Genomic DNA, 12,956 nt, shown 5'->3' with positions numbered 1-12,956 from the left:
TCCCACGCAGAGCGTCGAGCAGCGAAGCTGATCGATGCGGCGCGCCGGTTGAAGTACCGGTGACCTGCGTAGCAAGACGAGACATGTTGGATTCTCGTGTGTGATACACACAATTCAAAATTACTGCTTCTTCCCAGATTGGTTCTGTTGGCCACGCCAGCAGAACAACCCCCTTTGCCTGATGACCATAGCGAGTCGGTCCCACCCCTTCCCATCCCGAACAGGACCGTGAAACGACTCCACGCCGATGATAGTGCGGATTCCCGTGTGAAAGTAGGTAATCGTCAGGCTCCCTAAGCCAAGAACCCCCGCCCGACAAGGCGGGGGTTTTTGCATTTCGGCATCCCGAAAGGCTTGCGTCGGGCCGCACCCGTTCCATCTGCGCTCCTGCGACCAAGCTGTCCCTCGGAACGAAACCTCTCGATTTGATACGATCGACGTGTCGTCGGCGATGGCCTCCGTCGCCGTTCGTGTTCGAAACCAGGGCTTGATGAAGAGGGCAGGGAATGAATATCGGCGACGCGTCGCGCGAATCCGGAGTCAGCGCGAAAATGATCCGGTACTACGAACAGGTCGGCCTTCTTGCGCCGAGCAAGCGGACCGATGCCGGCTACCGGATCTACGGCGCGGACGAAATCCATATCCTGAGATTCATCCGTCAGGCGCGGCGACTCGGCTTTCTCGTCGAGGACATTCGCAAGCTGCTGATGCTTTGGCAGGATCGCTCGCGCGCCAGCGCCGAAGTGAAATCGATCGCTCTCGAGCACGTGGCCGAACTCGACAAACGCATCGCCGAACTCAGCGACATGCGCGACACGCTGGCCGATCTGGCCGCGCACTGCCATGGTGACGGGCGGCCTGAATGCCCGATTTTGGCGCGCCTCGCCGACCCCGTCGATGAACCAAATTAGTGCGCTTCCTCGAGCCGCAAAACGGGCTCCAGCTCTATTCCTATAAAAATCAATGAGTTACAGGTGGTCGGTGCGGCTCCATTCCAAATCGGAATGGTGACCATGCAAGTATTTCACTAGCATCTTGGTGCGGCGTCGCTATAATTCGGGATAACCCTATACGGGAAATCCCTGAATATCGATTCACCAGGGGTCCCTCTTCCTTGGAGAACGTCATGATCGCCTACATCGTCGAAAAGCTGAGCAACTGGTTCGAGTCCGCAGAACGTGAGCGCCGTGAGGCTTACCTCGCCACGTCGTCGGACATCGTTCAGCTCGAGCGCCGCATCCGCTCGCTCGAAACCAACGGCTACTCGCTGTAATCGGAGTGACCGTCGGGTGCCGAGCGGCACCGAACGATAAGCAAGCCCCGTATTGACGGGGCTTTGTTTTTTTGTGCGCCGGATCTGGCGAAATCGTCGGTGCAGCGCTATGGTATGGGCCTACTTTTCATCGGGAAGGACACGATCATGCGTGTGCGTGTCGATGTGCGACGCAGTACCTGCGCGCGTCTCGTTCTGGGCGCGGCAATGCTCGTCCATGGCTTCGCTGTAGGTGCCGCGACGTCGTCCAGGCCGCTCGTGCTCGATACCCAGCGCGGTATCCAGGACGGCAAGGGCGGGTTGGTGTTGCAGACGACACCGTTGTCTTCGGAGCCGATCGTCGAGCCGGCAGGCATGCGGGCTCCAGCCGGGCAGGGACCGAATACGTCGGTTCCGCTGTTCGTCGCGCCGTACATCAATGTTCCCGTATGGAACGGGCAGCCGGCCAACCAGCCGAGACTGGCGCCCAGACCGCAACCGTAACCGCCGGCCGCCAGATCAGTTGCCGCGGTGCTCGATCTGGCAGCGGGCGCCGCTATCCTGTCCCAGCTTCTCGACCAGGTAGGGCAGGACCTCGTTCATGCTCTGGGCGAGCGTATATGGCGGATTCAGGATGAACATCCCGCTTCCGTAGAGGCCCAGTCCATCGGTCGGCGGATTCGACACCGTCAGCGTCAGGTGCAGCCAGTTGTTCGGCTGCAGGCGCTTCAACTGCTCGGGAAAGCGCTGCGATTCCGTCCGCGTGACCTGCGGATACCAGATGGCATAGCAGCCGGTCGCGAAACGCTTCAGGCTTTCCGTCACGCAGCTCACCGTGCGCGCGTAATCCTTCTTGTCCTCGTAGGACGGATCGATCAGCACGAGTGCGCGTCGCGGCGGCGGCGGCAGCAGCGCCTTGATACCTTCGAAGCCGTCGCCGGCGAAGATCATCGCGCGTCGCCCCGCATCGCGAAAATTGTGGCGCAGCACATCGATTTCCGTCGTATGCATTTCGAACAGACGCATCCGGTCCTGCTCGCGCATCGACCGCCAGGCGATGTACGGGGAGCCCGGGTAGAAGTGCAGTTCGCCGTCGTCGTTCAGCGCGCGGACTTCATCGATATAGTCGCCCAGCGCTTCCGGAAGGCTCTTTTCGTTCCACAGCCGGCCGATGCCGGTATCGAATTCCGACGTCTTCGCTGCATAGCCGTCGCGCAGCGAGTACACGCCGGCGCCCGCGTGCGTATCGATGTACCAGTACGATTTGTCTTTCTTGTTCAGGTAGCGCAGCAGCTGGACGACGACGGTGTGCTTGAGCACGTCCGCGTGGTTGCCTGCGTGAAAACCGTGACGATAACTGAGCATGGCTGGCTGCCTGAAACGAAAGATGAATCGATTAAAACGGTCGAACGTGCGCGGCCGTCAGGCCGGGCACCGATGCGGCCGCGTATTGTACGCGAGTGGTCGCGAGTCGCCTTACTCGTATGCGTCGCCGACTACCGCCTCGATGCGCTGCTTCACATCCGGCGTCAGCTTCGCGGCAACGTCGAGCGCGCGCATGTTGTCGCCGATCTGGTCGACCCGCGAGGCGCCCGTGATGACCGAACTCACGCGCGGATTCGCGAGCACCCACGCGATGGCCAACTGGCCGGTGCTGCAGCCGAGCTCGGCGGCGATCTCGCCGAGCCGTTCGACGATGTCGTTGGCGGCCCGATCGGTCAGGCGTTCGCGCATCCAGTCGTAGCCTTGCAACTGCGCGCGGCTGCCGGCCGGCACGCCGTTGCGGTACTTGCCGGTGAGCAGGCCCGACGCGAGCGGGCTCCAGGTCGTGAGGCCGAGGCCGTAATCGTCGTAGAGCCGCGCATATTCCTGTTCGACCCGGGTGCGGTGGAACAGGTTGTACTGCGGTTGTTCGACGACCGGCCTGTGCAGATGATGCCGCTCGGCGATCTCGCATGCCGCGCGGATCTCGTCGGCGCTCCATTCCGACGTGCCCCAGTACAGCGCCTTGCCGCGCACGATCATGTCGCTCATTGCCCAGACGGTTTCCTCGATCGGCGTATGCGGATCGGGGCGATGGCAATAGACGAGGTCGACATAGTCGAGCTGTAGCCGGCGCAGTGAGCCGTCGATCGCGTTCAGCAGGTATTTCCGGTTCAGCGTGTGATACTGGTTCGGGGCTTCCGCGAGCCCCCAGAAGAACTTCGTGGACACGATATAGCTGACGCGCGGCCAGTCGAGCGACTTGAGCGCGTGGCCCATGATTTCCTCGGATTTGCCGCCGGCGTAAACCTCGGCGTTGTCGAAGAAATTGACGCCCGCGTCGCGTGCCGCGGCGAGGCATTCGCGCGCGACCCGCTGGTCGACCTGGTTGCCGTACGTCACCCACGAGCCGAGGGAAAGCTCGCTGATCTGCAGGCCGGAGCGGCCTAGCCGTCGATAGTGCATGAGATTCTCCTGCTGAACGGAACCGACCTTAAGCTTAGACGTTTTGCGCGCGAACGGCGGGTCCGATCGGGCACAATGGCGGCTGGCACGCCGATGCGATTTCGCGATGCGCGCGGATGCGGCGGGCGCGTGTTTTATCGATCCGACAACGGGAGGAGACGGACATGGCAGCAGATCTGAATGGCAAGACCGCAGTCGTCACGGGCGCCGCGAGCGGCATCGGCAAGGAAATCGCGCTCGAGCTCGCCAAGGCGGGCGCGGCCGTCGCGATCGCCGACCTGAACCAGGACGGCGCGAACGCGGTCGCCGACGAGATCGTCAAGGCAGGCGGCAAGGCGATCGGCGTCGCGATGGACGTGACCAACGAGGAAGCGGTGAACAACGGCATCGACAAGGTCGCCGCGACGTTCGGCTCGGTCGACATCCTCGTGTCGAACGCGGGCATCCAGATCGTCAACCCGATCGAGAACTACTCGTTCGCCGACTGGAAGAAGATGCAGGCGATCCACGTGGACGGCGCGTTCCTGACGACCAAGGCCGCGCTCAAGCACATGTACAAGGACGATCGCGGCGGCGTCGTGATCTACATGGGCTCGGTGCACTCGCACGAAGCGTCGCCGCTGAAGTCGGCGTACGTGACGGCCAAGCACGGGCTGCTGGGTCTCGCGCGCGTGCTGGCGAAGGAAGGGGCGAAGCACAACGTGCGTTCGCACGTCGTGTGTCCGGGCTTCGTGCGCACGCCGCTGGTCGACAAGCAGATTCCGGAGCAGGCGAAGGAGCTCGGCATCAGCGAAGAGGACGTGATCAAGAAGGTGATGCTCGGCAACACGGTCGACGGCGTGTTCACGACGGTGCAGGACGTCGCGCAGACGGTGCTGTTCCTGTCGGCGTTCCCGAGCGCCGCGCTCACGGGCCAGTCGGTGGTCGTCAGTCACGGCTGGTTCATGCAGTAACGCGGATGCGGGCGGTGTCGCCGCCCGCCGCGCTGGACGGCGCAAAAAAACGCGCTCCGTGGAGCGCGTTTTTCATGTCGGCAGGGCGGGGCCGGCGACGGCCGCCGCCCGGCGCCGCTTTACTTCAGGACCGCTGCGACCGCTTGGGCGACCACGTCGAGGTTGCGCGTGTTCAGCGCGGCGACGCAGATCCGGCCCGTGCCGACCGCATAGATGCCGAACTCGTCGCGCAGGCGATCGACTTGTGCCGAGGTCAGGCCCGAATACGAGAACATCCCGCGCTGCGCGTTGATGAAGCTGAAATCGCGATCGACGCCGCTTGCCTTCAGGCGTTCGACGAGACCGTTGCGCATCGCACGGATGCGGTCGCGCATTTCGCCGAGTTCCTGGACCCACGAAGCGTGCAGTTCCGGCGACGCGAGCACCGCTGCGACCACCGCGCCGCCATGGGTCGGCGGGTTCGAGTAGTTCGTGCGAATCACGCGCTTCAGTTGCGACAGCACGCGCGTGGCTTCTTCCTTACTCGACGTGATGATCGACAGCGCGCCAACGCGCTCGCCGTACAGCGAGAACGACTTCGAGAACGACGACGACACGAACGCGTTCAGGTCGGCCGCGGCAAACAGGCGCACGGCAGCGGCATCGGCTTCGATGTTTTCGCCGAAGCCCTGGTAGGCCATGTCGAGGAACGGCACGAGGTTGCGCGCCTTCACGACGTCGACGACCTGTTGCCATTGCGCTTCGGTGAGGTCCACGCCGGTCGGGTTGTGGCAGCACGCGTGCAGCACGACGACCGTGCCGGCCGCGTAGCTGTTCAGCGCCGACAGCATGCCTTCGAAGTTCACGCCGTTGGTGGCCGCGTCATAATACGGGTACGCGACGACTTCGAAGCCGGCCGCCTCGAACAGCGCGCGGTGGTTTTCCCAGCTCGGATCGCTGATCGCGACTTTCACGTTCGGATTCACGGTGCGCAGGAAATCGGCGCCGATCTTCAGCGCGCCCGTGCCGCCCAGGGCCTGCGCCGTCACGACGCGGCCCGCCGCGATCAGCGGCGAATCGTTGCCCAGCAGCAGCTTCTGCACGGCCGCATCGTAGGCGGCGATCCCGTCGATCGGCAGGTAACCGCGCGGCAGGCCGGCTTCGACGCGCGCCTTCTCCGCGTCGCGCACCGCGCGCAGCAGCGGAATCTTGCCTTCCTCATTCGTGTACACGCCAACGCCGAGGTTGACCTTGGTCGGACGCGTATCGGCGTTGAAGGCTTCGTTCAGGCCCAGGATCGGGTCGCGGGGAGCAAGCTGGACAGCGGAGAAGAGCGACATGATGATTCGGCAGTAGTGAAAAGAGGGTCAGGCTTTCAGCCGGCGGGACGGGCGCAGCGGACCGCGCCAACGGCGCGACGCCGGAAAGCGCAGCAGCCTGACATTGTAGCGAATTCGCGCTGGCGGGGGCGGTGATTCCGTCGCGATTGGCGCGGCGAAACGCGATTTCGGGCGGCCGTCGCGCGTCAGGAGCCGACAGCAGTTCGCTCGGCCGCGAAGCGCTAGAATGCTTTCTTTGCCCTTGCTCCGGCCGCATTCCATGTCCCAACATCATGCCGAAGTCGGCGACGCGCTCGACGAATCCAAATTCGTCACTTTCGAAGGGTCGCCGTTCCAGCTTTACCAGCCGTATCCGCCCGCGGGCGACCAGCCGAGCGCGATCGACACGCTCGTCGAAGGGGTCGGCGACGGCCTTGCCTTCCAGACGCTGCTCGGCGTAACCGGCTCGGGCAAGACCTTCACGATGGCCAACACGATCGCGCGGCTCGGCCGCCCGGCGATCGTGTTCGCGCCGAACAAGACGCTCGCCGCCCAGCTTTACGCGGAGTTCCGCGAGTTCTTCCCGCGCAACGCGGTCGAGTACTTCGTCTCGTACTACGACTACTACCAGCCCGAGGCCTACGTGCCGCAGCGCGACCTGTTCATCGAGAAGGATTCGTCGATCAACGAGCACATCGAGCAGATGCGGCTGTCGGCGACGAAGAGCCTGATGGAGCGCCGCGACGTGGTGATCGTCGCGACGGTGTCGGCGATCTACGGTATCGGCAACCCGTCCGAATACCACCAGATGATCCTGACGCTGCGCACCGGGGACAAGCTCGGCCAGCGCGACGTGATCGCGCGGCTGATCGCGATGCAATACACGCGCAACGAGCAGGATTTCCAGCGCGGCACGTTCCGCGTGCGCGGCGACACGATCGACATCTTCCCGGCCGAGCATGCGGAAATGGCCGTGCGCGTCGAGCTGTTCGACGACGAGGTCGAGACGCTGCACCTGTTCGACCCGCTGACCGGGCGCGTGCGGCAGAAGATCCCGCGTTTCACCGTGTATCCGTCGTCGCACTACGTGACGCCGCGCGACACCGTGATGCGCGCGGTCGAGACGATCAAGGACGAACTGCGCGAACGGCTCGAGTTCTTCCATCGCGAAGGCAAGCTCGTCGAGGCGCAGCGCCTCGAGCAGCGCACGCGCTTCGACCTCGAGATGCTGCAGGAGCTCGGCTTCTGCAAGGGCATCGAGAACTATTCGCGGCATTTCTCGGGGGCGGCGCCCGGCGATCCGCCGCCGACGCTCGTCGACTACCTGCCGCCCGATGCGCTGATGCTGCTCGACGAATCGCACGTGCTGATCGGCCAGTTGAACGGCATGTACAACGGCGACCGCGCGCGCAAGGAAAACCTCGTCAATTACGGGTTCCGCCTGCCGTCGGCGCTCGACAACCGGCCGCTGAAGTTCCACGAGTTCGAGCGCAAGATGCGCCAGGTCGTGTTCGTGTCGGCCACGCCGGCCGACTACGAGAAGCGCGTGACGGGTCAGATCGCCGAGCAGGTCGTGCGGCCGACGGGCCTCGTCGATCCGGAAATCGAAGTCCGGCCGGCGAGCTCGCAGGTCGACGACGTGCTGACCGAAATCAACGCGCGCGTGAAGGCCGGCGAGCGCGTGCTGATCACCGTGCTGACGAAGCGCATGGCCGAACAGCTGACCGAGTTCCTGGCCGACCACGGTGTCAAGGTGCGTTACCTGCACAGCGACATCGACACGGTCGAGCGCGTCGAGATCATCCGCGACCTGCGGCTCGGCACGTTCGACGTGCTGGTCGGGATCAACCTGCTGCGCGAGGGCCTCGACATTCCCGAAGTGTCGCTCGTCGCGATTCTCGATGCGGACAAGGAGGGCTTCCTGCGCGCCGAGCGCTCGCTGATCCAGACGATCGGTCGTGCCGCGCGGAACGTGAACGGCAAGGCGATCCTCTACGCGGACAACATGACCGAGTCGATGAAGCGCGCGATCGGCGAAACCGAGCGGCGCCGCGCGAAGCAGATCGCCTACAACGAAAAGATGGGCATCACGCCGCGCGGCGTCGTGAAGCGCATCAAGGACATCATCGACGGCGTCTACAACGCCGACGACGCGCGCGCGGAGCTGAAGGAGGCGCAGCAGCGCGCGAAATTCGAGGACATGTCGGAAAAGCAGCTCGCGAAGGAAATCAAGCGCCTCGAGAAGCAGATGGCCGACTACGCGAAGAATCTCGAATTCGAGAAGGCCGCCGCGACCCGCGACCAGCTTGCCGTGCTGCGTGAACGCGTGTTCGGCGCGAACGTCGGCGACCACATCAGCGGCGGCCGGTAAATCTTTCCAAGCGTCACGGAATCCTTCGGTAAAGCGCCTGTAAGCCTTGTCGGATCAGGGGTTTACGGCGCTCCCCGTTTGTTCCGGAACGGGTTCGGTGCTAAACTCCGCATGTATTGAGAATAGTTCGCATTAACGTTCTTCGTCGCGTTAGTGTTTCCGGCGGGCGGCAGCGGCGGCTCGCATGTCGTCAAGATAGTCAGACAAATAACAAGGAGTGTCCATGTTGGGTTCTTCGTTCATCCGCACGACGGTTGCGGTAGCGGCGGCGTTTGCCGCGATGTCGGCCTCGGCTGCCGAGTATCCGATCGGCAAGCAGCAGATCCAGGGCGGCATGGAAATCGGCGCCGTGTATCTGCAGCCGATCACGATGGACCCGGAAGGCATGATGCGCAAGGCGTCGGATTCGGACATCCACCTCGAGGCCGATATCCATGCGGTCAAGAACAACCCGACGGGTTTCGCGGAAGGCGACTGGATGCCGTACCTGCAGGTCACGTACAAGCTGACGAAGCAGGGCGACACCAAGTGGAAGGCCGAGGGCGACCTGATGGGCATGGTCGCGAGCGACGGCCCGCACTACGGCGACAACGTGAAGCTCGCCGGCCCGGGCAAGTACCACCTGACGCTGGTCGTCAAGCCGCCGATGCAGTCGGGTCACATGGCGTTCGGTCGTCACGTCGACAAGGAAACGGGCGTGGGCCCGTGGTTCAAGCCCATCACGCTCGAGTACGACTTCCCGTTCGCCGGTATCGGCAAGAAGGGCGGTTACTGATCGGTGGCATCACGAACGGCGCGCTTCGGCGCGCCGTCGGCGTAGAGAACCCAGAATGAAAATTCCCCAGAAAATCGTCGCCGCAGCCGCTGCGCTGTGGCTTGCCGGCGCGGCGCATGCGGCCGATCTGCCGACGTTCAAGCTCGAGATGACGGATGGCAAGCTGAATCCCGCCCGCATCGAAGTGCCGGCCGGCCAGCGTTTCAAGATCGAGATCAGGAACACCGGCAAGGGCGCCGCCGAATTCGAGAGCGTGCAGTTGCGCAAGGAGAAGGTGCTCGCGCCGGGCGCCGATTCGTTCGTGGTCGTCGCCCCGCTGTCGCCGGGCGAATACAAGTTTTTCGACGATTTCCACCAGCAGGCACAGGGCGTGATCGTCGCGAAGTAACGTGTTTTATCTGCGCGCGGGCGGGCCAGGCCGTGCCCCGCGCGTCAGGAGGTATCGATGGGTCAGATCTTGTTCATCGTCTGGCGGGAGAGCGTCGAAGCGCTGCTCGTCGTCGGCATTCTCTATGCATGGCTGAAAAACGGCGACGACGACGCGCGCCGCGGTTTGCCTTTCCTCTGGACGGGCGTCGCTGTCGGCCTGCTGATGGCAGTCGGCCTCGGCGCCGCGCTGGTCGGGTTCACCGAAGTGTTGTCCGGCGACGCGCAGGACTATTTCCAGACGGCGATGGTGCTGATCGCGTGCGTGCTGATCGTGCAGATGGTGCTGTGGATGCGCCGGCACGGCCGCACGCTGAAGCGCGACATGGAGCAATCGCTGCAGCAAAGCACGCGTGATTCGAACTGGTGGGGCGTCGCCGTGCTGGTCGCGCTCGCGATCGCGCGCGAAGGCAGCGAGACGGTGATCTTCCTGTACGGCCTCGGTTTCGGCCAGTCCGGCCACGTCGACGGCAGCCAGATGCTCGCGGTCGTGATCGGCCTGGGCCTCGCGTTCCTCACGTTCTATCTGCTGCAGCTCGGCGGCAAGTACTTCTCGTGGCGGCATTTTTTCCGCGTCACCGAAGTGATGCTGCTGTTCCTTGGCGCGGGCCTGTTCCAGACGGGCGTCGACAAGCTGATCGACAAGGAAATCCTGCCGCTCGGCATCTCGCAGGTGTGGGATACGTCCGCGATCCTCGATGATTCGGGCACGTTCGGTTCGCTCGTCGCGACGCTGACCGGCTATCGCGCGCACCCGGCGCTGACCAACCTGGTGGCGTATGCGGTGTACTGGGCGGTCGTCTGGTTGCTGATGAAGCGTGCGAGCCGCCGTCCGGCCGTCGTAGCGGGTCGCGCGGCATGAGCGTTGTCGCCGCCGTCAAGCCGGGCTGGCTCGCGCAGGCCGGCCAGTGGATGCAGCGCCACGGTGCGCTGATCCGCGGTATTCAGTGGATCGTCGTCGCCGTCTACGCATTCCTGATCATCGTGCCGGCGGTGTTGCCGTTGCCGGACGATTCCGCGCATCTGTGGAACAACCTCACGCTCATCGCGCAGTTCGCGTTCTGGGGCATCTGGTGGCCGTTCGTGCTGCTGTCGATGGTGATGCTCGGCCGCGTCTGGTGCGGTGTGCTGTGCCCGGAAGGCGCGCTCACCGAATACGCGAGCAAGTTCGGCCGCGGCGGCCCGATTCCACGCTGGATCCGGTGGGGCGGCTGGCCGTTCGTCGCGTTCGGCATCACGACGATCTATGGGCAGATGGTGAGCGTGTACCAGTACCCGCTCGCGGTGCTGTTCGTGCTCGGCGGCTCGACCGTCGGCGCGATCGTGATCGGCGTGCTGTACGGCCGCGAGAAGCGCGTGTGGTGCAAGTATCTGTGCCCGGTCAACGGCGTGTTCGGGCTGCTCGCGCGGCTTGCGCCGATGCGCTACAAGGTCGACGAGGACGCGTGGCGCCGTTCGTACAGGAACGGCGAGCACGGCCATCGCGTGATTCCGATCAATTGCGCGCCGCTCGTCCCGTTGCGCAACATGAAGGGCGCGGCGGACTGCCATATGTGCGGCCGCTGCAGCGGGCACCGCGACGCGATTTCGCTGTCGCTGCGCTCGCCGTCCGACGAAGTCGTGAACCTCGGGGCGGAGCGAGCCAACCCGTGGGACACCGCACTGATCCTGTACGGCCTGCTCGGCGTGGCGATCGGTGCGTTCCACTGGACCGTCAGCCCGTGGTTCGTGCAGATCAAGCAATGGCTCGCGGGATGGCTGATCGACCACGACATCACGTGGCCGCTCGAGACCAATGCGCCGTGGTTCCTGCTCACGCACTACCCGGATCGCAACGACGTGTTCTCCTGGCTCGATGGCGGGCTGGTCGTCAGCTACATCGTCGGCACGGGGCTCGTGTACGGCACGGCGCTGCTGGTGTTGCTGGCCGGCGCCACGCTGATGCTCGGCCGCTTCGATCGCGTGCGCCTGCATCACCTCGCGCAGGCGCTGATCCCCATCGCGGGTGCGGGCGTGTTCCTCGGGTTGTCGGCCACGACGCTGTCGTTGCTGCGCGCCGAGCATGTGCCGCTCGGCTGGGCAACCGATGTGCGCATCGCGATTCTGGTCGGCGCCAACGTATGGAGTGCGTGGCTCGCGTGGATGGTGACGGGGCGCTATGCGGCGTGGCCGCGCCGGCTCGCGGCATTCGCGTGGTTCGCCGTCGGGCTGGCTGTCGTCGACAGCGCATGGTGGTTGATGTTCTGGGGATTCTGAGGCGGCGCGTATGCCGCTCTCGCCGTCGCGCATTGACGGCAGCCACGACACTTGGGCAGCGTGCTTCGCGCATCGGCTGCCCAAACAAAAAAGCGACACGTCCATCGACGTGTCGCTTTTTTCTTCCTTGTGCGAGAACCAAAAAAAGTGGCTTGGCTTGCTGCAACGGCTGCTTGAGTGTGTTTGCACGAAGGGGTCTAGATCTCGCGTGCAAGCCGTTACGCTGGCTACTGCCCAACACCTCTCAGGGAGGTGGTCCCCACAATACTCGGTCGTTACTTCGTCAGGATCAGTTTGCCGAGCCGCGTGGCGCGCAACTGATACGTCTCTCCGTTATGCGCGATGCTGACGTGGCTTTGGCCTTGCAGCAACGCATCACTGTTGACGACCCGCGTGCCTGCATCGCGGTTGCCGGCGGGTTTCGCCGGCGTGGTGACCGCTGCCGTCTTCTGACGGCTGCTGGCTGCGGTGCCGGTGGTGCGGCGCAGGGTCAGCGTGGTCGGGCGCATGGTGTCGGTCATTCGGTTTGATCGGTGACTGTCGATACGATGGAATGAATTCTAAATGATAACTATTCCCATTTACAAAAACTCTTTATCGATCGATGGTTCTAGTCTGATAGTTTGAATCAAAAGGGGCGGCCCGCAGGCCGCCGCCGGGCTCAGTGCAGCGGATCGGGGTCCTTGCGACCCTGCGCGTATTCGCGGATCAGGCGCACCGTGTCGATATCCGACGTGCGGTATGCCTCCTTGACGATCCCATGCGTCTGTCGCGCTTCTTCGCTGTCGTCGGTGACCGTCAGCGTCGTCCGGTACTCGAAACGCAGGAACAGTTCGTGGTCGTCGCGCTCCTCGATCGTCATCGTCAGCGAGCCGCCGATCTCGCCATCGGCTGCTCGGATGTCGTAGCGGACCTGCTGGTTCGGCGTGAACGTCACGTGGTCGCGCACCGTCGCGTGGCCGTAGTGCAGTTCGCGTTCGAGCGTCGTGTCCGTCCGTTCGTGGATGACGCAACTGTCGAGGCCGATCACGAACAATTGCGGCTGTTCCGCACGCAGCACGAGGCCTTCCCAGAGCTGGTCGCGAGTGAGAGTCGGCACGGCCGGATCGTCGGAGTTGATCTGGATCAGATGTTCGAAGTTCAAGGGGACGGGTTCCTTCTGGGTGGCGGGTGGCCA

The 12,956-nt window shown here is 64.0% G+C and carries 14 protein-coding genes and 1 rRNA gene; 10 read left to right on the top strand and 5 right to left on the bottom strand.

What is annotated here, in order from left to right; genetic code table 11:
- The first annotated feature begins 177 nt into the window (after positions 1 to 177).
- The 4 genes from rrf (at position 178) to WS64_RS10055 (ending at position 1,756) form a co-directional block, all read left to right on the top strand.
- Positions 178 to 290 (top strand): 5S ribosomal RNA (gene rrf, locus WS64_RS10065).
- A gap of 216 nt (positions 291 to 506) precedes the next feature.
- On the top strand, positions 507 to 911 hold the full coding sequence (cueR, locus tag WS64_RS10060; protein WP_059583527.1) for a Cu(I)-responsive transcriptional regulator: 405 nt from the start codon (positions 507 to 509) through the stop codon (positions 909 to 911).
- A 215-nt stretch (positions 912 to 1,126) separates the two neighbouring features.
- Positions 1,127 to 1,273 carry a DUF3563 family protein gene (locus WS64_RS32630; protein ID WP_080970925.1) on the top strand — a complete coding sequence of 49 codons (147 nt, stop codon included), beginning with the start codon at positions 1,127 to 1,129 and terminating at the stop codon, positions 1,271 to 1,273.
- Between the two features lie 114 nt (positions 1,274 to 1,387).
- Positions 1,388 to 1,756 carry a hypothetical protein gene (locus WS64_RS10055; RefSeq protein ID WP_060966378.1) on the top strand — a complete coding sequence of 123 codons (369 nt, stop codon included), beginning with the start codon at positions 1,388 to 1,390 and terminating at the stop codon, positions 1,754 to 1,756.
- 15 nt (positions 1,757 to 1,771) lie between these two features.
- Here WS64_RS10055 and WS64_RS10050 read toward each other — a convergent pair whose 3' ends face one another.
- Together WS64_RS10050 and WS64_RS10045 are read right to left on the bottom strand one after the other, a co-directional pair.
- Positions 1,772 to 2,617, bottom strand: coding sequence for a 23S rRNA (adenine(2030)-N(6))-methyltransferase RlmJ (locus tag WS64_RS10050; RefSeq protein ID WP_060966377.1), 846 nt, complete (start codon positions 2,615 to 2,617; stop codon positions 1,772 to 1,774).
- 111 nt (positions 2,618 to 2,728) lie between these two features.
- Positions 2,729 to 3,700 carry a potassium channel beta subunit family protein gene (locus WS64_RS10045; protein ID WP_059583531.1) on the bottom strand — a complete coding sequence of 324 codons (972 nt, stop codon included), beginning with the start codon at positions 3,698 to 3,700 and terminating at the stop codon, positions 2,729 to 2,731.
- Positions 3,701 to 3,864: 164 nt separating this feature from the next.
- On the opposite strand from WS64_RS10045, the gene WS64_RS10040 reads away from it, so the two are divergent.
- Positions 3,865 to 4,653, top strand: coding sequence for a 3-hydroxybutyrate dehydrogenase (locus WS64_RS10040; protein ID WP_059583533.1), 789 nt, complete (start codon positions 3,865 to 3,867; stop codon positions 4,651 to 4,653).
- Positions 4,654 to 4,772: 119 nt separating this feature from the next.
- On the opposite strand, the gene WS64_RS10035 is transcribed toward WS64_RS10040, so the two are convergent.
- A complete protein-coding gene (locus WS64_RS10035) occupies positions 4,773 to 5,972 on the bottom strand; it encodes an amino acid aminotransferase (protein WP_059583535.1) in 1,200 nt (399 codons plus the stop codon).
- 259 nt (positions 5,973 to 6,231) lie between these two features.
- Between WS64_RS10035 and uvrB the strand changes: the two genes are divergently transcribed.
- From uvrB to WS64_RS10010, 5 genes are all read left to right on the top strand, one after another.
- Positions 6,232 to 8,322 carry an excinuclease ABC subunit UvrB gene (uvrB, locus tag WS64_RS10030; RefSeq protein WP_060966376.1) on the top strand — a complete coding sequence of 697 codons (2,091 nt, stop codon included), beginning with the start codon at positions 6,232 to 6,234 and terminating at the stop codon, positions 8,320 to 8,322.
- 223 nt (positions 8,323 to 8,545) lie between these two features.
- Positions 8,546 to 9,097, top strand: coding sequence for an iron transporter (locus WS64_RS10025; RefSeq protein WP_059583539.1), 552 nt, complete (start codon positions 8,546 to 8,548; stop codon positions 9,095 to 9,097).
- 55 nt (positions 9,098 to 9,152) lie between these two features.
- Positions 9,153 to 9,485, top strand: a complete 333-nt coding sequence (locus WS64_RS10020; RefSeq protein WP_006478303.1) for a cupredoxin domain-containing protein — start codon at positions 9,153 to 9,155, stop codon at positions 9,483 to 9,485.
- Between the two features lie 57 nt (positions 9,486 to 9,542).
- Entirely contained in the window at positions 9,543 to 10,385 is an 843-nt protein-coding gene (locus tag WS64_RS10015) for an FTR1 family iron permease (protein ID WP_059583542.1), read from the top strand.
- A complete protein-coding gene (locus WS64_RS10010; protein WP_060966375.1) occupies positions 10,382 to 11,779 on the top strand; it encodes a 4Fe-4S binding protein in 1,398 nt (465 codons plus the stop codon). Before WS64_RS10015 ends, WS64_RS10010 begins: the two co-directional genes overlap by 4 nt.
- Positions 11,780 to 12,054: 275 nt before the next feature.
- Here WS64_RS10010 and hemP read toward each other — a convergent pair whose 3' ends face one another.
- Both hemP and WS64_RS10000 read right to left on the bottom strand, forming a co-directional pair.
- Positions 12,055 to 12,300 (bottom strand): hemin uptake protein HemP, encoded by a 246-nt coding sequence (gene hemP, locus WS64_RS10005; RefSeq protein ID WP_034207822.1) that lies wholly within the window; start codon positions 12,298 to 12,300, stop codon positions 12,055 to 12,057.
- 140 nt (positions 12,301 to 12,440) lie between these two features.
- The gene (locus tag WS64_RS10000) at positions 12,441 to 12,923 is read right to left on the bottom strand and encodes an SRPBCC family protein (RefSeq protein ID WP_059583545.1); all 483 of its coding nucleotides are present in this window, start codon (positions 12,921 to 12,923) and stop codon (positions 12,441 to 12,443) included.
- Positions 12,924 to 12,956 lie beyond the last annotated feature (33 nt).

It is taken from the genome of Burkholderia anthina, assembly GCF_001547525.1.
Lineage (GTDB): Bacteria > Pseudomonadota > Gammaproteobacteria > Burkholderiales > Burkholderiaceae > Burkholderia > Burkholderia semiarida.
Note: the sequence above shows the minus strand (reverse complement) of the source record. Positions and strands in the feature narration are given on the sequence as shown.